Source organism: Altericroceibacterium xinjiangense, from assembly GCF_003958635.1.
In the GTDB taxonomy this organism is placed as follows: domain Bacteria; phylum Pseudomonadota; class Alphaproteobacteria; order Sphingomonadales; family Sphingomonadaceae; genus Altericroceibacterium_A; species Altericroceibacterium_A xinjiangense.
On the sequence record NZ_RSEK01000008.1, the window covers coordinates 56,506 to 74,866 of the forward strand.

The 18,361-nt window shown below is 64.1% G+C and carries 18 protein-coding genes and 1 tRNA gene; 13 read left to right on the plus strand and 6 right to left on the minus strand.

Translation table 11 applies throughout. The annotated features are described in order from the left end of the window. The first annotated feature begins 134 nt into the window (after window positions 1-134). The 4 genes from ELY13_RS10525 to ELY13_RS10540 all read left to right on the plus strand — a co-directional run bounded on the left by ELY13_RS10525 (window position 135) and on the right by ELY13_RS10540 (window position 3,912). Window positions 135-935 (plus strand): sterol desaturase family protein, encoded by an 801-nt coding sequence (locus ELY13_RS10525; protein ID WP_126173964.1) that lies wholly within the window; start codon window positions 135-137, stop codon window positions 933-935. A gap of 104 nt (window positions 936-1,039) precedes the next feature. Then, entirely contained in the window at window positions 1,040-2,191 is a 1,152-nt protein-coding gene (locus tag ELY13_RS10530; protein WP_126173874.1) for an N-acetyltransferase, read from the plus strand. 125 nt (window positions 2,192-2,316) lie between these two features. Beyond that, the gene (locus ELY13_RS10535; protein WP_126173875.1) at window positions 2,317-2,751 is read left to right on the plus strand and encodes a response regulator; all 435 of its coding nucleotides are present in this window, start codon (window positions 2,317-2,319) and stop codon (window positions 2,749-2,751) included. Between the two features lie 366 nt (window positions 2,752-3,117). Further along, window positions 3,118-3,912 (plus strand): response regulator, encoded by a 795-nt coding sequence (locus ELY13_RS10540; protein ID WP_126173876.1) that lies wholly within the window; start codon window positions 3,118-3,120, stop codon window positions 3,910-3,912. A gap of 160 nt (window positions 3,913-4,072) precedes the next feature. On the opposite strand, the gene ELY13_RS10545 is transcribed toward ELY13_RS10540, so the two are convergent. Beyond that, window positions 4,073-5,728, minus strand: coding sequence for a CHASE domain-containing protein (locus ELY13_RS10545; protein ID WP_126173877.1), 1,656 nt, complete (start codon window positions 5,726-5,728; stop codon window positions 4,073-4,075). 135 nt (window positions 5,729-5,863) lie between these two features. Between ELY13_RS10545 and ELY13_RS15010 the strand changes: the two genes are divergently transcribed. The 3 genes from ELY13_RS15010 to ELY13_RS10555 all read left to right on the plus strand — a co-directional run bounded on the left by ELY13_RS15010 (window position 5,864) and on the right by ELY13_RS10555 (window position 7,985). Further along, entirely contained in the window at window positions 5,864-6,112 is a 249-nt protein-coding gene (locus ELY13_RS15010) for a NepR family anti-sigma factor (RefSeq protein ID WP_241233645.1), read from the plus strand. Next, window positions 6,109-6,735: a sigma-70 family RNA polymerase sigma factor gene (locus ELY13_RS10550; RefSeq protein WP_126173878.1), complete on the plus strand. Its 627-nt coding sequence runs from the start codon at window positions 6,109-6,111 to the stop codon at window positions 6,733-6,735. The genes ELY13_RS15010 and ELY13_RS10550 overlap by 4 nt, the downstream gene beginning before the upstream one ends. 65 nt (window positions 6,736-6,800) lie before the next feature. Further along, window positions 6,801-7,985: an AI-2E family transporter gene (locus tag ELY13_RS10555; RefSeq protein ID WP_241233646.1), complete on the plus strand. Its 1,185-nt coding sequence runs from the start codon at window positions 6,801-6,803 to the stop codon at window positions 7,983-7,985. 60 nt (window positions 7,986-8,045) lie between these two features. Here the strand turns inward: ELY13_RS10555 and ELY13_RS10560 are convergent, their stop codons facing one another. Together ELY13_RS10560 and ELY13_RS10565 are read right to left on the minus strand one after the other, a co-directional pair. After that, window positions 8,046-8,657: a superoxide dismutase gene (locus ELY13_RS10560; protein ID WP_126173879.1), complete on the minus strand. Its 612-nt coding sequence runs from the start codon at window positions 8,655-8,657 to the stop codon at window positions 8,046-8,048. A gap of 68 nt (window positions 8,658-8,725) precedes the next feature. After that, the gene (locus tag ELY13_RS10565; protein WP_241233647.1) at window positions 8,726-9,967 is read right to left on the minus strand and encodes a dicarboxylate/amino acid:cation symporter; all 1,242 of its coding nucleotides are present in this window, start codon (window positions 9,965-9,967) and stop codon (window positions 8,726-8,728) included. 79 nt (window positions 9,968-10,046) lie between these two features. Between ELY13_RS10565 and glmM the strand changes: the two genes are divergently transcribed. Both glmM and thiD read left to right on the plus strand, forming a co-directional pair. Continuing rightward, window positions 10,047-11,387, plus strand: coding sequence for a phosphoglucosamine mutase (gene glmM, locus ELY13_RS10570; RefSeq protein ID WP_126173966.1), 1,341 nt, complete (start codon window positions 10,047-10,049; stop codon window positions 11,385-11,387). Beyond that, window positions 11,384-12,241: a bifunctional hydroxymethylpyrimidine kinase/phosphomethylpyrimidine kinase gene (gene thiD, locus ELY13_RS10575; RefSeq protein ID WP_420897422.1), complete on the plus strand. Its 858-nt coding sequence runs from the start codon at window positions 11,384-11,386 to the stop codon at window positions 12,239-12,241. Before glmM ends, thiD begins: the two co-directional genes overlap by 4 nt. 57 nt (window positions 12,242-12,298) lie before the next feature. Here thiD and ELY13_RS10580 read toward each other — a convergent pair whose 3' ends face one another. Beyond that, window positions 12,299-13,156: an LOG family protein gene (locus ELY13_RS10580; RefSeq protein ID WP_241233648.1), complete on the minus strand. Its 858-nt coding sequence runs from the start codon at window positions 13,154-13,156 to the stop codon at window positions 12,299-12,301. Between the two features lie 212 nt (window positions 13,157-13,368). Between ELY13_RS10580 and ELY13_RS10585 the strand changes: the two genes are divergently transcribed. Together ELY13_RS10585 and ELY13_RS10590 are read left to right on the plus strand one after the other, a co-directional pair. After that, window positions 13,369-14,010: a PAS domain-containing protein gene (locus tag ELY13_RS10585; RefSeq protein WP_126173882.1), complete on the plus strand. Its 642-nt coding sequence runs from the start codon at window positions 13,369-13,371 to the stop codon at window positions 14,008-14,010. A 110-nt stretch (window positions 14,011-14,120) separates the two neighbouring features. Beyond that, window positions 14,121-14,321, plus strand: coding sequence for a hypothetical protein (locus ELY13_RS10590; RefSeq protein WP_126173883.1), 201 nt, complete (start codon window positions 14,121-14,123; stop codon window positions 14,319-14,321). A 159-nt stretch (window positions 14,322-14,480) separates the two neighbouring features. On the opposite strand, the gene ELY13_RS10595 is transcribed toward ELY13_RS10590, so the two are convergent. Then, on the minus strand, window positions 14,481-15,839 hold the full coding sequence (locus tag ELY13_RS10595; RefSeq protein WP_241233649.1) for an OprO/OprP family phosphate-selective porin: 1,359 nt from the start codon (window positions 15,837-15,839) through the stop codon (window positions 14,481-14,483). Between the two features lie 443 nt (window positions 15,840-16,282). Beyond that, window positions 16,283-16,356, minus strand: a tRNA-Gln gene (locus tag ELY13_RS10600). A gap of 152 nt (window positions 16,357-16,508) precedes the next feature. Here ELY13_RS10600 and ELY13_RS10605 point away from each other — a divergent pair. After that, window positions 16,509-17,672 carry a Ppx/GppA phosphatase family protein gene (locus ELY13_RS10605; RefSeq protein WP_126173885.1) on the plus strand — a complete coding sequence of 388 codons (1,164 nt, stop codon included), beginning with the start codon at window positions 16,509-16,511 and terminating at the stop codon, window positions 17,670-17,672. Further along, on the plus strand, window positions 17,672-18,358 hold the full coding sequence (locus ELY13_RS10610; protein WP_126173886.1) for an RlmE family RNA methyltransferase: 687 nt from the start codon (window positions 17,672-17,674) through the stop codon (window positions 18,356-18,358). The genes ELY13_RS10605 and ELY13_RS10610 overlap by 1 nt, the downstream gene beginning before the upstream one ends. Window positions 18,359-18,361: the final 3 nt, after the last annotated feature.

Below are 18,361 nucleotides of genomic sequence, written 5' to 3' on the forward strand. Positions count from 1 at the left end.
GAGTTCAGCTTGGGGGCGGTAGGCATGCCGATGGACCGCGAAGCAGACGGCGCGCTTGATCGCTTGTGGCGGCAGCCCCCCGAAACTGCTAAGGGCGCAAGCCGAACAGGGACTTACACGTGACGCAGACCACCATGAATCCGGGTTCGCACTCGGGCGAGCAGAGCGATTTGCCGTTCTGGAAGCGCAAGCACTATCTTGACCGGATGAATTTCCGGCAGCTGGTGGCCGCTTACTTCCAGCATTACACGATCATCAGCTATCTGGCGCTGGCCGCGCTGTGCGTGGTGGTGTTCGCGTTCTTCCCCGCTCCCTTGTGGCGGGCACTGGCCGCTGTCGCGGCGGCGGTCGTGGTCTATCCGCTCGTGTGGCATCTGCTGCACCAACACGTGCTGCACAGCCGGTGGATGTGGAAGTCGAAGCGGCTTTCCCCCACGTGGAAGCGCATCCACTACGATCACCACCAGGACCCGAATGATCTTTCCGTCCTGTTCGGCGCGCTGCACACCACCGTGCCTACGATCGCGGTGGCGACTTTGCCGATTGGCTGGCTGATCGGCGGGACCGGCGGCGCGGCGGCAGCGTTCGCCACGGGCCTGCTGACCACCTGCTATTACGAATTCATGCACTGCATTCAGCACCTCGCCTTCAAGCCGAAGTGGCAGTGGGTGCAGACGATGAAGCAGCGGCACATGGAACACCACTTCTTCGACGAGAACGGCAACTTCGGGATCACCAACTACCTGTGGGATCGGCTTCTCGGCACGTACTACGAGAAGAAGGATCGCCCGAAGCGTTCGCCCACGGTGTTCAACCTCGGGTACGACGAGGAAGTGGCCAAGGCCTATCCGTGGGTGAAGGACTTGTCGGGCGGAATCGCCAGCGGTCACCCTCGCCGGCGCGCTCTGGGCAAGGAGCAAGCCCCAGGAAACTGAGCCCGGCAGATGATGGGCGGGCAACCCGCGTGCCCGTATTGTCGTACGCCGGCCGCCGCGCTAGCAGCGCCTGCCCTTCGGGGTTTGCGGCGAATGGAGGGATCATGCCTGCGGTTACGGTTCAGCCTGTTACAGGCAAGCGCGACTTCAACGAATTTGTCGACCTTGCCTACCGCCTGAACCGGGAGAACCCGAACTGGGTGCCTCCCTTGCGGACCGAAGTGGTCGAACTGCTGACTCCGGGCAAAAATCCCTTTCACGAACACGCCCGGATGCAATTGCTTCTCGCGCGGCGCGACGGGCGCGTCACCGGAAGGATTTCCGCCCACATCGACGAGCTGGCGCTGGCCCAGCCGCCCGAGCAGGGCATGGGTCCGGGCACCGGGAACTGGGGCCTGCTGGAAGCAGAGGATGCCGAAACCGCCCATGCGCTGATCGCCCGGGCAGAGGAATGGCTGCGGGAGCAGGGAATGACCCGCGTACTCGCCCCGATCAGCCTGTCTGTCTGGGAAGAACCGGGCCTGCTGGTAAAAGGCCACGATCATCCGTCCACGGTGATGATGGGCTATGATGATCCCGCCCATCAGGCGTGGATCGAATCGGCCGGGTATGCGCCGGCGAAGTCGCTGCTGACCTACCAGCTGGACATCACCAAAGACTTTTCACCGCTGGTCCAGCGGATCGTTTCCTCAGGCGAGAAGAATCCGCGCATTCGCATTCGCCGGGTCGAGAAGGCACACTTCGACCGCGAGGCGAAGATCATCATCGACATCCTCAACGATGCATGGTCCGGCAACTGGGGCTTTGTCCCGTTCACAGCGGCCGAGAAAGCCTATGCCGGCAAGAGGCTGAAAGCGCTGGTGCGCGAAGACCTGATCATGATCGCCGAACTCGATGGAGAACCGGTGGCCTTCATGTTGACGCTGCCCAACCTAAATGAGCAGCTGATCACGATGGGCGGCAGGCTGTTGCCGTTCAACTGGGTCAAGCTGCTGTGGTGGCTGCGCAGGCCCCGGGTCCACATCATGCGCGTGCCCCTGATGGGGGTAGTCAAGCGGCTGCAGAGTTCGCGCATGGCCAGCCAGCTCGCCTTCATGCTGATCGAGTACATCCGCCGCGAGGCGGTCCGCGAATACGGCTCCACCTGTGCCGAATTCGGCTGGATTCTGGATGACAATCAGGGAATGAACGCGATTGCGGACGCGATCGACAGCACCGTGAACAAGGAATACCGGATCTATTCCCGCCTGCTCTGACGACTGCTGCTGCAAAGCTGCAATAAACAGGCGATAGCAGCCAAGGGGCGGGAACTGCACGGCGCGCCGCTCCGTTTCCTCGTTGCAACAGGCATTTCTCTGCCCGGTTGCGCAGGACACGGGGAATGGTTGGCAAGAAGACTTCGAAGACGACGGAACACGGCACGCTCGGTCGTATCCTTGTAGTGGAGGACGATCCGATCCTGTCGTTAGCCATCGAAGCGGCCCTGATGGACCGCGGCGCACGCGAAGTCGTTATCTGCCCCAGCATCGAATGCACGATGGGAGAGCTGGAACGCGGTCCGGCCGACGCAATCGTCCTCGACGTTCACCTCACCGATCGCAACGATGGCTGGGCGCTGGCCGAACTGGTCGATCAGCTCGGGCCAAAGCGGCCGCGGATCGCGTTTTCAACCGGCTCTCCTGAGGATATCCCACCCGAGATCGCGGAAATGGGCCCGGTATTCGCAAAGCCCTACGATCTGGCCGAACTGGCCGAGGCGCTTGTCGGTCCGTCGCGGCCCGGCTTTCTGGCCCGCCTGCGCGACGCGATGAGCTGATCCTGCCGCCATCGCTGCGCGGATCCCAACCACTGCAGTCGATCGTCTTGCAGCTGTTGCCCTCGGCAGCAGGGAGTTCCCGCACCTGCAGATCACTTGGCGGCACTTTTCTGCATCGTGGAACCTGCGAGAAAGCGCCAGCACAAGAAAAAAGGCCTCCGATCGTTTGATCGGAGGCCTTTCGGGATCGTATCACCAGCCGCTTGGACGGGAGGGGGGGTCTCGGCGGTGACAGAGGGGAAATGTTCGGCCTCAAAGGCAGTTCCCATGCCTGTGGAAAATTTTCTCTTTTTCTCTCAGCATCTCGTCGGGAACCGAAGTACGGGTAACCCGTTTATCGCGGACCGTTCAGCGGGAAGGGGTTATATGTCTTTAGGGGCCGAAGTCGCCGCACATCTTCCGTTTCTTCGCCGTTACGCCCGGGCCCTCACCGGCTCGCAGGCGACCGGCGATGCTTTTGTCCAGGCTACTCTCGAGGCGGCACTCGCCGATGAGGATCTGGCGAATTCACTTAGGGGTGGCCGGGTGCCGCTCTACCGCGCCTTCAACAAGGTGTGGTCGAGCGCCTATCTGGAACCCGGCGTCGATCAGGGGGAGCTTGGCCAGCATGAAGCGGCCGCGCAGGACCAGCTCAACAAGATCACACCGCTTAATCGTCAGGCATTGCTGCTGACCACGGTGGAGGATTTCACTCCGGCCGAAGCCAGCGCGATCATGGGGATCGCGGAAGCCGACGTGCGCACACTCGTGCAGGAAGCGGTCGAGGAGATCGACCGTGAAACGACGACCAGTGTTCTGATCATCGAGGACGAGCCGCTGATCTCCATGCAGCTTGAAGACCTCGTCCAGTCGCTCGGGCATGAAATCTGCGGGACCGCCGCTACGCGGACCCAGGCGCAAAAGATCGTCGCCGAGCGTACGCCGGGGCTGGTTCTGGCGGATATCCAGCTGGCCGACGGTTCGTCCGGGCTCGACGCGGTGGACGATATCCTGGCGATCGATTCGGTGCCGGTGATCTTCATCACCGCCTATCCGGAACGCCTGCTGACCGGCGACCGGCCCGAGCCGACCTACCTGGTGACCAAGCCGTTCCAGGAAGACACCGTTCGTGCCGCGATCAGCCAGGCGCTGTTCTTCGGGTCCAGCCACCCCTTGAACTGACGACGTCTGAAACAACGTTTCTGAAAAGGCGGAAGCGGGCATCGCCCCTTCCGCCTTTTTTGCGCCTCATGTCGGTGGGCACTTTCACCTCATGCACCCGCTTCACCGGCTGGCTGGTCCCGGCGCCGGCGTCGGCGGCATTGCTGCGGCACCGGCTTCGTTACCGCGTCGGGTCCATCGTCCGAGGGGCACGCATCGCAAACTCACTCGGTTCCCGGACAGGAACGGTCAGGGTGCAACTGACCCCGTCCGGATTGAAGTTCAGGCTGACCGGGCTCTTGAGTTCGCTGGCGACGATCTTTTCGATCAGGTCGGTCCCGAAGCCGCGAACCTTCGGCGGTACGACCGGCGGCCCCCCGCTTTCCTGCCAATGCACCCGTACCAGCCGCGGGCTGCCGAGCGTCCAGTGGACCTTCACTTGCCCGCCCGGGGTGCTGAGCGCGCCGTACTTGGCTGCGTTGGTTGCCAGTTCATGGATCGCCAGCCCCAGCGACAGCGCATCGTTGGGCGCCAGCTCGACCGCCGGTCCCTGGAGATCGACCTGGTGCTGGCTTGCCTCGGCATAGGGCACCAGTTCGGCATCCACTACGGAACGGATCGGCGTGGTCCCCCAGTCCGACTGGGTCAGCAGGTCATGCGTGGCGGAAAGCGCACGGATGCGGCCATCCAGGCCATCCGCGAATTCGGTCAGGTCGGTCGCCCGGCGCCGGGTAAGCGCGATGATCGACAGCACGTTGGCCAGCGTGTTCTTGACCCGGTGGTTGAGCTCGCGAGTCAATGAATTGCGGATCGAGGCCTGTTCCTGGAACCACTGCAACGCCGTCTCGTCCTCGAGCGCCTGCTTGGTCAGCATCCGCACGACCAGCATCAGCAGGCTGGCTACCAGCGTGCCAAAGATCAGGGTCAGCATCGACAGACCACTGAGCGTTGCGGCTCCGGCCGATTCCACTTCGAGCACCCACCGGTGGTTGGCGATCGAGATCGGCTCCCGGTAGACCGTCCCGCTCCCCTCACCGCTGCTGGTCGCCGCGAGCAGGTTTTCAAGCCTGTCGGTGCTATCGTAAAGCCGGACCGAGTAGTCTTCGGCGTCTTCCAGCTCCAGCGCAGCTTCGAGGAAATCCTGCGCATCAAACGGGCTGTAGATAAAGCCTTTGAGACGCCGCCCTCCGGGGGATGGCTGGAACACGGGCATATAGATGAGGAATCCCGGGGCCCTGCCCGTTTCCTGGGCCAGCACCACTTTCCCGCTCGCGGTCGGTTCCGCGGTCCGGGCCGCTTCCCGCATGGCGGCGCGGCGAACCGGTTCGGAATACATGTCGAAACCGAGCGCGCGGCGGCTCCGCTCCGTGTCCGGTTCAAGGAAAGTGATGGGAACTGCCACCGGCCGGCCCTGCAAGCCCGGATGAAGCCGGATACCGCCCGGCATCTGCTCACTGGCGCGGGCCTCGAACTGCTGAACGCCGTCGGGACCGACAACCATGGCCCAGCCGATGCCGTCCCCTGCCTGGGCATCGGAATTGAGCCGCAGTTCGCTGACGAAACGGCGGAAGGTCGAAGCTTCGATTTCGTCCAGCGTTGCCAACAGGGCCGCGCCGGCGCGCAAGTAAGCGCTGCTGGCGTTGGCCCGCTGTTCGAGCCTGGAAGCGATCGCCGTCACCTGGTTGCGCACTTGCGCGACGGCGCGCTGGTCGTTTCCGCGCTCGATGGAATAGACGCTCAACGCAGTGATGGCGGCAATCAACAGGAAGATCGCCACCGGAACCGCGCGCGGGAACCGCACGAGCCAGCGCTGCGCCTTGCTCCGTCGTGATACCATCCGTTTTTGCAACCGCCGCCCCCAACGACCTTCATCGGCCCGGAAGGGGCCCGCATTGAACCTCAACGCGATCCTTCGGGGAACCGCAAGCGGTTACTTTCGTTCCACACCCGGCGCCGATACAGTGCGCTACCGGTGCGCGAAGGCAACACGGGATCGCGCCACAACGGACGGACGGCTTCAATGGGGTGGGCAAACACAACGGCAATGGACAATTCTACGAAAAAAGAGACCGTGGCTCCGCCACGCAAAGCGGGCCCCAAGAAAGCGCGCGATCCGGAATGGGCATCCGGGCTAAAGCAGCTTTACGACTCCGTGGTGGACGAACCGTTGCCCGATTCCTTCAAGGATCTTCTCTCGCGCCTGGACGAGAGCGAAAAATGAACAAACCCGTCAAGGAGCTGCCCGAACGCAGCGCAGCGGACAAACGCGCCTTCAAGCGCGAACTGACCGAAGTCGTCCCACACCTTCGCGCGTTTGCGCGGGGCCTTTGCGGACGTCCAGACATGGCGGACGACCTGGTGCAGGAAACGCTGCTGAAGGCCTGGGCCGCGCAGGAACGTTTCGAGCCCGGAACCAGCATGCGCGCCTGGACTTTCGTGATCCTGCGCAACGCATACCTCACCGACATGCGGCGCAATCGTTTCCGGGGGGAATACGATGAAGTCACCGCAGAACGGATCCTCACTGCGCCTGCCGGACAGGAGGAGCCGATCCACTTGTCCGACATGCACCGCGCACTGCTGACCCTGCCGCCGGAGCGGCGCGAGGCCCTGCTGCTGGTCGGAGCGGGCGGTTTCTCCTACGAGGAAGCGGCCAACATCTGCGGCTGCGCCGTCGGCACGATCAAGAGCCGCGTCGGTCGCGCCCGCGCCACGCTGTCGAGCATGATCGAGGACGGCGACATACCGGACCGGGCGATCGGAGATCCGACGGCTCACCGCGCCATTCTCGAGGAACTGGACGAGGTCGCTGCCGGCAGGGGACTTGCCGCCGCTACCAAGTGAACGGCGCTTGATCCGGCTGGCGGCCCGCGCCATCGGGGCGGGCGCACGGCGAAGTTGGGCAGGCGATGGACAGACAAGCCGAAATGCAGGGTGAGAACGCCGGTCCCGCTGCCGCGGACGACCTACCGCGATTTCGCCCGAGGGGTTTTGCCGCACAGGAATTGCGGCTGATTTCGGCGCTTGTGCTGCTGCTGGCAGTCGGTTTGTTCCTGGCCCTGCCCTTCGTGCTGTCGATCGGCGCAGTCGTCTTCCTGCCGGTGGTGGCGGCGATCGTGCTGACGATCGTGCTTTCCCCGCTGGCGGACAGGCTGGCGCAAATGGGTCTGCCCAACGTCCTTGCCTCCTTCCTGTCGCTGCTGGTGCTGCTGGGCATCATCGTGCTTGCCCTGCTGGTGGTGCTTCAGCCAGCCGTTTCGATGTTCGACACGATGCCGGCGATCATCGCCCGGGTCGGCGCACACTTCGAAGAATTGCGCAGCAGCTTTGCCTGGGTATCCCGGCTCAACCAGCAAATAGCGGAGATCGCCGGCCACCCCGCCGCGCGCGAGGTCGTGCTGGCGAGCCCTTCGTTCCTCGAACAGCTCGCCTTTGCGACCCCGAGCGTCCTGCTCGAAGTCCTGCTGACCTTCCTGCTCGCCTTCTTCATGATCGAGGCGCGCGTCCGAATGCGCCGCCGCCTGTTGCTGGAGCGGGCACATTTCGGCACCAGCCTGAAAGCGGCACGCGTTATCCGCGAGGTGCAGGACCGCGTGGCTGCCTATATCCTGACGGTGGCGGTGATCAACGTCGGTGTCGGGATCGTGGTGACGCTGGGCGCCTGGTTGATCGGCCTGAAGGCGCCGGTCATGTGGGGCGGACTGGCCGCGCTGCTCAACTTCGTCCCTTATGTGGGGCCGTTGATCATGGTTTGCCTGCTGGCCCTGTACGGGCTTGGCACCAGCGATGTCGCCTTGCTCGGGCTGCTCCCGGCGGCGGCCTATCTCGGTTTGCACACAGTGGAATCGAACATCGTCACGCCGTCGGTTCTTGGCGCGCGATTTACGATGAGCCCGGTGCTGATCCTGCTGGCGCTGAGCTACTTCAGCTGGATCTGGGGCGTTGCCGGGGCGTTGCTCTCCGTGCCGATCCTGCTGACGCTGACGGCTCTGGTGGAGCACCTCGGGCGTCCCAACCTGATCGGTTTCCTGTTCGGAGAGCCCTTATTCTCGACCAGTTCGCTGGAGGCGGGGCAAGCTCCTCCCGCAGGCTGAGCGCCCCGCTCCCTCGCATTCCTGCAAGAGATCGGGGCGGCACAGGCTTTCAGGCTGGCGTCAGCCCGGGTATTGCCAGGCAGAACCACGCTGCAGGTTCTCGGCAGCGAAATCCCAGTTCAGGTGGTTTTCGATCGTCTGCTTCAGGTACTGGGCCCGCAGGTTCTGGTGTCCGAGGTAATAGGCGTGTTCCCAGACATCGAGCGTCAGCAGCGGATTGCTGTCCTGGTCGGCCAGCGTGTCGCCGTCGTGCGTTTCCTCGATCGAAAGTTGGCCGTTCTTTTCCGCCAGCCATACCCAGCCGCTGGCGAAGTGGCCGACGCCGCGCTCAGCGAACTTGGTCTTGAAATCCTCCAGCGAACCGAAGGCCTGCTCAATCTTCTGGGCAAGGTCGCCGGACGGCTGCTTCTTTTCCGGGCTCATCGACATCCAGTAGAAGCCGTGGTTCCATGACTGGCCCGCGTTGTTGAACAGACCCTGCTGGCTGCCGCGTGCCTTGCGGATGATCGTCACCAGGTCGGCGCCTTCGTTATCGGTGCCCTGGATCAGCTTGTTGGTGTTGTCGATGTAGGCCTTGTGGTGCTTGCCGTGGTGGTAATCGAGCGTTTCGGGCGAAACGGCCGGTGCCAGGGCCTCGCGGTCATAGGGCAGCGGCATCAATTCAAAAGCCATGTCTCTCCGTCCTTCTGTTAGGGGAAATCCCGTCCTTCAACGCGTCGAAGCGCAGCGGGTTGCAGAAATCAACCCTCTTGCCCTGCCTTCCTGTCCAGAGCGGCGGTCACTGCCACGTTCATCGTGACGTTCCCGACGGTCCGCATCAGGTCGGGCAACATCTCCACTGCGACCAGCAACCCCAGCGGCGCGACCGGTACGCCCATCGCGAGCGCGATCGGGCCGATCGAGGCAACGAAGCTGATCGCGCCCGGCAATCCAACGGAGCCGGTGGTGGTGACCAGCGCCACCAGCACCCCTGCGGTCAGATTGCCGAAGGACAAGGGAACCCCCGAGATGTGGGCGACATAGATCGCCACGGCCAGGTTCATTGCCGGACTGGTGGCGCGGAAGATTGCTACGGCCAGCGGCAGCACGAAATCGGCCGTGCTCTCCCGCACCTTCAGACGGCGGCAGGAAGCCAGCATGGCGGGCAGGCTGGCAAGGGAGCTTTGGGTCGAGATTGCGACCGCCTGCGCCGGCAGCGCCGCTCGTGCAAAGCGGGTCAGCGGCACGCGGGCCGCCAGAACAGCCACGGCATAAGCGGCGATCAGCACCGCCAGCCCGACTGCAGAAACCAGCAGGATGTAGTGCCCCAGCGCCGCGATCCCCGCGCCGCCGGCTTGCGCGGCCACGGAAAGCGCCAGCGCGAACACGCCCAGCGGCGCCAGCGCGAGGATCCATCCGACCAGTATGAGCATCGCGGTGCCAAGCGCGGTGAAGAAGCCGAGCAGCAAGCTTCGTTCCTGCTCCGGCAAGCGCGTAATCGCCACGGCCAGCGCGGCAAAGAACCCGATTACCGGCAGGATCGCGTCTTCCGCCGCTGCGGCGAACACATTGCGCGCAACCAGTGTTTCGAAGAAGGCGCCGATACTGGGGATTTGCTGCACTTCGGCTGCTCCGCCCGCTAGAGCGGCCCCCGCTGCGGCCGGCGCGGGAAACGCCGCCAGCAGCGGCGGGACGGTCAGGGCTGCGAAAACCGTTCCGGCTGCCAGCAGCGCGTAGAAGGTCAGAAGCGTGCGCCGCGCCATCGCGCCTGCGCGCGCAGTCTCCACCATGCTGGCAATTCCGGTGACGAGCAGCGCCGCAATCAGCGGGAGGATCGTCATCTGCAACGCGCGTATCCAGACGGTGCCGACGGGTTCCGCCACCGACAGGACTGGCCCCGCCGCCCGGGAATTTCCCAGCAGCGCCCCCAGCACAAGCCCGGCGACCAATCCGGCGAAGGTCCAGCCCGCCGGAAGCCTCAATCGAACGTCCGAAGCAGCCATGCCCTCCCCTTCAAGGGTGACATTAGCGGCCGGGCACGCCATGGCAATTCGCAACAAACGATTCATTCCCGGGGAAAAAATGGGACGCAAGTACTTCGGAACAGACGGCATTCGCGGCACCGCCAACGCCGGATTGCTGACCGCCGCCACGGCCATGAAGGTCGGGCAGGCCGCCGGGCGCCACTTCATGCGCGGCGATCACCGCCACCGGGTGGTGATCGGCAAGGATACGCGCCTGTCGGGCTACATGATGGAAACCGCGCTGGTCGCCGGATTCACCAGCGTCGGGATGGACGTGATCATGACCGGGCCATTGCCGACGCCCGCCATCGCGATGCTGACCCGCGAGATGCGAGCCGATCTCGGCGTGATGATCTCCGCCAGCCACAACCCGTACCAGGACAACGGGATCAAGCTGTTCGGCCCTGACGGGTTCAAGCTGTCGGATCGCGACGAGGAAGCGATCGAGGCTGCGATGGACGGGGACATCCCGCTGGCGCAGCACGGCGAAATCGGACGAGCCCGCCGGATCGAGGATGCGCGCGGCCGCTACATTCACGCGATCAAGCAATCGCTGCCGGAAAATTGCCGGCTGGATGGTCTCAAGGTGGTCGTCGATTGCGCCCACGGCGCCGCGTACCAAGTCGCGCCGACTGCGATCTGGGAACTGGGCGCGCAAGTGACCAGCATCGGCGTGTCGCCCGACGGCACCAACATCAACGACGAAGTCGGCTCCACCTCGCTCGACGCGTTGAAAGCCAAGGTGGTGGAGGACGGAGCGGACATCGGCATCGCGCTGGACGGCGATGCCGACCGGCTGATCGTGGTCGATGAAAAAGGCTGCGAGGTCGACGGCGACCAGATCATGGCGCTGATTGCCACCGACATGGCCGCCAGCGGCCAGTTGAAGGGCGGCGGGCTGGTTGCGACGATCATGTCCAATCTCGGGCTGGAACGGTACCTGCAAGGTCAGGGCCTGTCGCTGGTGCGAACCCAGGTCGGGGATCGCCACGTCCTGGAACGGATGCGCGCGGACGGGTTCAACCTCGGCGGAGAGCAATCGGGGCACATGATCCTGTTCGACCATGCAACCACCGGGGACGGCAGCATTGCCGCGTTGCAGGTGCTGGGGGCGCTCGTCCGATCCGGCAAGCGCGCCAGCGAGCTGCTGCACATCTTCGACACCGTGCCGCAGCTGCTGAAGAACGTGACCTATTCCGGCGGTAACCCGCTGGACGACCAGAGGGTAAAGGACGCCATCGCGCAAGGCGAGGCGGCGCTCGACGGCAAGGGACGCGTGGTGATCCGCAAGTCGGGCACGGAGCCGAAGATCCGCGTCATGGCCGAAGGCGATGATGCCGGAGCGGTCGAACGCGTCGTCGACGACATCTGCGACGCCGTAAGGGCCGCCGCGGCTTGAGCATCCCCCCGCCCCGCATTCTGGCCATTGCCGGGTCCGATTCGTCGGGCGGGGCCGGGATTCAGGCCGACATCAAGACGATCACCCGCCTCGGCGGCTACGCGATGACGGCGATCACGGCGATCACCGCGCAAAACACCATCGGCGTGCAAGCGGTGGAAAAGCTGTCCGGCGAGATGGTCCTTCAGCAGATCGCCTCCTGCGTGGAGGACATCGGCGTCGATGCGATCAAGATCGGGATGCTGGGGAGCGAGGACATCGTCCGCGCCGTTGCGGCTGCCTTGGTGGCCGCGCCTGAAATCGGCGCCCGCTCGGCGGAAGGATACGCCCGCAAGCCGAAGCCGCCGGGGCTTGAGCGGTTTCCCATTGTCCTCGACCCGGTAATGGTGGCGACTTCGGGTGCGCAGCTGGCGGATGACGCGACCATTTCCGCGATGCGCCAGCGCCTGTTCCCGCTCGCGACCGTACTGACCCCGAACCAGCCCGAGCTGGAGCTGCTGGCCGGCCGTACGCTGCCGGACCGGGATGCGATCTACGAAGCCTCGGCCCAGCTTGCCGAGCAGTACGGCTGCCACGTACTGGCAAAAGGCGGGCACGGCGCCGGGGCCACTGTTACCGATCTGCTGGTCAAGCCCGGCGGATCGGCCGTCGCCTTCGATCACCACCGGATCGAGACGCGCCATACCCACGGCACCGGCTGCACCTTGTCCTCGGCCATCGCCACCTTGCTCGGGCATGGGCAGGGGATCGATCACGCCGTCCGCCTTGGCCGGCAATTCGTGTTCAAGGCGATCGAGGCCGCGCCCGGGCTGGGCCTGGGCAATGGCCCGCTGGGGCACCACGCGGTAAGCTAGAACGGAGGTCGGAGCCGACAGTTCACCGGTTTCCGACCTCGCCGAGCGTGTGAGGGCCTAGCGCGTGATGCCGTAGAATTCGGCGATCCGTTCCCACGCTTCTTCGGCGGTCTCGCACCAGGTGATCAGGTCGAGATCCCGGGCCGAGATCACCCCTTCCCGCGCCAGCGCGGAAAAGTCGATCACCCGGGTCCAGAAGTCCTTCCCGAACAGCAGGATCGGGATCGGCTTCATCTTGCCGGTCTGGATCAGGGTCAGCGTTTCGAACAATTCGTCGAACGTCCCGAAGCCGCCGGGAAACACCGCCACGGCTTTTGCGCGCATCAGGAAATGCATCTTGCGCAGCGCGAAGTAGTGGAAGCGGAACGAAAGATACGGGGTGACGTACGAGTTCGGCGCCTGCTCATGCGGCAGGACTATGTTGAGCCCGATCGATTCCGCCCCGGCATCGGACGCCCCGCGGTTCGCCGCCTCCATGATCGAAGGCCCTCCGCCCGAACAGATGACGAACTGCCGCTTGCCTTCTTCGATGATCGATTTTTCGCTGACGAGCCGAGCAAGCTTGTAGGCTTCGGCGTAGTACTTCGATTTCTCGACCAGCCGCTCCACGACTTCGCGCTCATCCTCGGGCAGGTTCTCCGCCCCTTCGTGCGCGGTGTCGGCCGCCTCGGGCGGCGGGATGCGGGCTGACCCGTATATCACGAAAGTCGATCCGACCCGCGCCTCATCCAGCAGCATCTCGGGCTTCAGCAGCTCAAGCTGGAACCGGACCGGGCGCAGTTCCTCGCGCAGCAGGAAATCGGTGTCGCGGAAGGCCAACTGGTACGCGGGGTGCCGGGTTTGCGGCGTGTCGGCCACCTCGGCCTCGGCAAATCCAGCCTCCTGTTCCGCCCGATAGAATTTCCGGTCGGCCAAATCCCGTTCACCTGACTCGTTCTGCTGACTCACATTTGCTCCTTTCAAGCCTTGCTGTTGCCCTAGGCTTTCGCTGCGGCAATGGAAACAATCCACGGGAAAACAACTCGGGGCCGAGCGATCTGTGAGCGGACCTTCAGGGTTAGTCCGGACGCGATTATTTGCTAGACAGGCGTTCGGGCGCGGCAAGTTCATTGGGAGAAGTTTTCGAAATGCTGACGAAAACCGATTACACCAGTTACGATGATGACGAAGTTGAGGCGGTCATCCAATCGATCCACCATACCCCGATTGCGACGATCGTCACCGACAACCGGGCACCCGATAATCCGATACTTGCGGCGAACGAGGCTTTTTGCGCCCTGACCGGCTACGATGCAGACGAAATCCTAGGGAAGAATTGTCGATTTCTCAGCGGCCCCGCCACGGAACCACATCCCCGCGCGATGCTGCGCGAGGCGATTGCGAAAGGCGAGCCGGTGCTTACGGAACTCACCAACTACCGCAAGGACGGCACCCCCTTCCGCAATGCGGTGATGGTTGCCCCGGTGCGCGACCCATCCGGCAACGTCATCCTGTTCGTCGGATCCCAGATGAACGTGGGATCGGCACAATCACTCCATTCAGTCGATTTGGCGGAGCGCAAGAATCGCGTCGACAGCTTGAGTCCGCGGCAGCGTCAGGTGCTCAAATTGATGACTCAAGGATTGCGCAACAAGCAAATAGCCGCAAAATTGACTATCGATGAAAAAACGGTGAAATTCCATCGGGCGTTGCTGCTCAAGCGTTTGCAGGCGCGTACATCCGCAGACGCCATCCGCATCGGAGTGGAAGCGGGGATAAGCGACAAATAGACTCGTTCTTTTCCCAAGGCTATTTTACTAGCACTTATTAACCTAGCCAAAAGTCTAGGTGTTCATCGTGTCCGAACTCCCATAGTCTGACGTCTTGTCAGGTGGGAACCATGCTGGACCATTCGCACGATTCATGGCGGGAAGGACTCAATCGGCTTCGGGCCGTCCTGCAGTTCCTCGATGAAATCGGGGCTCCGGACGACGTGCGGGCGCATGTCGACCTGGCGATCTGCCGATTTGAGGATCAGATGGACCGGCCATCATCCGACGCTCTCCCGGACCAGCTGGCAAAGCTCCTGCGGGCGTTCTGAGAGCGCGACTTCGCAAGTCCGGCGAGCGGACTGAGCCCTGTCCCCAATCGAGCCGCGGCGGGCGAAGCCAGGAGCCGACCAGTACGGCCGATCGCAACCGCTCCCGATCTTTATCGCAGGCAGCCGGCAGTCGGCAGTCGCGCCTGCCTCGAGGCCGCTTCAGAAATCCACTTGCGCCCTCATTCCGATAACGTCGACGGAATAATCCCGGTCGGCACCCGCAGCGATCACCGCGTCGTCATACACAAGGTGCGAATAGTCGATCAGGAAGCGAGTGTAGGCGGCGGGTATCCAGATCAGCGACGCCGAGTAGTTGTTCTGGGTCCCGCCGACAATTCCTGCATCCACCAGATCGAGCAGGTCGTAGCGGACGTTGACCTGAAGCGCGCCGAAGCCGCCCTCGCCAAGCGGGCTGACCGGTCTTACCCGGTCGAACTTGAAGCCCTTGTACCCGCGCCGGTCACCGGGAGTCAGGAACATTCCCGCCTCGATCGACCCGCCGAAGAACGTCGGATCGGCAAGACCGGGCCGCTGGACCTTCTGCCAGAAGGCTTCGCTCGCGAAGTGGAACGGGCCGGAGATCGCGGCGGCTTCCAGGCCGTAGCCGGTTTCCGATTCTGCGGAGATCGCGCCGGTGTTGACGAAGCGGACGTCGGTGATGTTCAGGTGCGGGCGCTGGCGGTAGCGGACCGTGTCCACGTCGTTCAGTTCCCGGTGATGCAGCGATCCGCCGAAGTGCAGGCGGGTCTGGCCAAGCTGCGGCGCGTAGACCGCACGGCCGTCGACGCTCCACCGGGCATTTCCATCTTCGGAGGCATCATGGACATTGTTGGTGAAGACTCCGGCCTGGAGCAGCACGTCGTCCGTCTCATACTGGCCTGACACACCGGTCCGGCGCTGAAACACGAACGCATCGGTGAAGGCTGCCCGCTCGAGGAAGGAGATGAACAGGCTGCTGGTCAGCTCCTCCAGTCCCTGGAACGTGTTGTAGTGCCCGATCTGGAATCGCAGGTCGCCAGCGTCATAAGCCAGAAGCGCATCGTTCAGCACGAGGTCGCCGCTCGAGAAATCGACTTCGATCTTGTAGCCGAAATCGCCGGGCAGGTCGCCGGCTACCCCGATCCGCGCGCGGCGCAGCCCGCTGACGAATCCGAGTCCAGGTGCCGAGATCGCATCCGGCGCATCGATAACCCCGGCATCCACCTGCACCCGGCCGAATGGCTCAAACGTCCAACCCTCAGCGGAGGCCAGATTCTCGACCGGAACCGGCGCCCCTGCCGGGACAGGATCGGGACCTGCGACCTCTGCGACCGGTGCTGCAGCGCTCGCTATCGCGTCCGCCCCCGCGCCCGTCGGCCTTGCCGGGTCGACGCTCTCCCGTTCGCGTTCAAGCGTATCGATCCGCTCGGCAATGGCTTCCATCTGTGCCCGCATCCGCGCCAGTTCTGCCCGCAGTTCGGCGGCTTCGTCGGCTTGCTGCGCCTGGGCAGGCAAGGCCCAGCCAAGGGCTATGACCATAGCGAGAGCGGCGGGCGCCAAGCGCACACGAGCAGTCATTTCAGGCAGGTTCCGTTCAGTGAATGTGACGTTTCGAAGGCGCACCTAAGGCGGATATATGACTACTCGATGACACAATTCTGGGGAAACCCGCTCCGCTCGTGAGCGGATTGCCACAAATGTGCCGTCGTACTGTCAAAAAGTTCCGTGATCGGCCGCGCACACGCTGCGGGGGTTTGAAGATCCCGCGCCATCGAACGACAGTAAGCCTGCAACGTCACGATCCGCCCCCGGATCAGGAATGCCGCCTCGGCGACGAGGGAAACGCCGGGAAAACCGATCCCATGGCCTGTGCGGCCACTCAGCCCTCCGGTGCAGCCGTTCGCTAACACTGGAAAGGATCAACAAGCCGCTCATCGGGCGCTTGGTACTGCAGGGGCCGTTGTCGCACGGTCCGCAGGAGATGGATGCCCCGTGAGGATTCGAACCTCAATTGACGGAGTCAGAGTCCGTAGTCTTACCATTAGACGACGGGGCAACGCGGGGGCGCATCTAGGCAGGGCTGGGCGAAAGGTCAAGCGGTGCCGCGCCCTGGATGGCGGAACTTGCTCCATTCCCGTCCTCACGCTAGCCTGTCTTCAGGTAAGCCCGCGGTTCGCGGGAGAAAACGATAAGAAAGAGTATGTTTTGATGGCGGATATGTCTCCGCCGGAGCGGCAGGCCAATGCGGCCGGGGACGAACGGTGCGGCACAAGGGTCGGTGCCGGGTCCCAAGCGCCAGCGGTCCTTCCTTCCGGTGCCCCCCAGGCTGCGGATAGCAATCCTTCGGCATGGCGGCGCCCGCCGCACCGGCACTATCGCCAGGCCTACGCGGCGATCGATCTTGGAACGAACAACTGCCGATTGCTGATCGCCCGCCCTTCAGCCGAAAATTTCGTGGTGATTGACGCCTTCAGCCGAATCGTCCGTCTGGGCGAAGGGCTCGCCCAGACTGGCCGGCTGAGCGACCATGCAATGGACCGTGCGGTCGGCGCGTTGCGGATCTGTGCCGACAAGCTGCGCCGCCGGAACGTGCACCTCGCCCGCTCGGTCGCGACCGAGGCATGCCGACGGGCATCGAACGGGGAGGAATTCATCGAACGGGTCCGCCGCGAAACGGGCATCATGCTGGACATCATCTCGGCGCAGGAAGAAGCGCGGCTGGCGGTGCTCGGCTGTCACATCCTGCTGGAAGACGGCATCGGCCCGGCGATGATCTTCGATATTGGCGGCGGCTCAACCGAATTGGTCCTGATCGAGCCAGGCGGCCCCGTCCCCCGGATCATCGACTGGGAATCGGTGCCGTGGGGCGTCGTGTCGCTGACCGAAACCGTCGGTCAGACGGAAGGCGACGCCGAGCAGCGCGCCGAGCGGTACGGGACGATGCGGCGGATCGTGTCGGACAGTTTCGCCGAGTTCGCCGCCCGGGTGAAAAGCCGCCAGGCACCGGACTTGCGCCTGCTCGGCACCAGCGGCACGGTGACCACGCTGGCCAGCGTGCACCTGGAACTGCCGCAGTATGATCGCCAGGCGGTCGACGGGCTGATCGTGCCCGCAGCCTCCATGCGCGACATCGCCTCCCGCTTGTCCTCCATGTCGCCGGCAGAACGGCAAACCCTGCCGTGCATCGGGCAGGAACGCGCAGACCTGGTGGTGGCTGGCTGCGCGATCCTGGAATCGATCCTCGACATATGGCCGGCCGACCGGCTGGGCGTGGCGGATCGCGGCATTCGCGAAGGCATCCTGCGCAGCCTGATTGCTGCTGACGCGGACGGATTCCAGGCCCAGGAAACGCTGCGGCGGGTGAAACCCTGATGTCGCGCTCAGGCAAGGATCCGGACAAGCGCGTCCGCAAGGCCCGCGGCCGCACTGCGTCATCCACCCGCTGGCTGCAGCGCCAGTTGAACGATCCCTACGTCCGTCAGGCCAAGGCTGAAGGCTGGCGCAGCCGCGCTGCGTTCAAGCTGATCGAACTGGATGAACGTTTCGGCCTGATTCGCCCTGCGCAGCGCGTGATCGATCTCGGCATCGCGCCCGGCGGCTGGAGCCAGGTCGTCCGCAAAGTCGCCCCCAAGGCGGCCGTGGTGGGGATCGACCTGCTGCCGACGGAGCCGATCGACGGTGTCACGATCTTCGAAATGGACTTCATGGACGATCAGGCCCCGGCAAAGCTGGAAGCCGCGCTGGAGGGGCCGCCCGATCTCGTCCTTTCGGACATGGCGGCCAATACGGTCGGCCACAAGCAGACCGACCACTTGCGCACCATGGGGCTGGTGGAAGCGGCGGCGGATTTCGCCATCGCCACCCTTGCTCCGGGCGGCGCGTTCGTGGCCAAAGTACTCGCCGGCGGGACCGACACCGAATTGCTGGCGCTGCTGAAGCGCCACTTCACCGCCGTAAAGCACGCCAAGCCGCCTGCCAGCCGCAAGGACAGTTCCGAGTGGTACGTGATCGCGCAAGGGTTCAAGGGGCGCGGACAGGAAGCGACAGAAGAGGAATAGAGC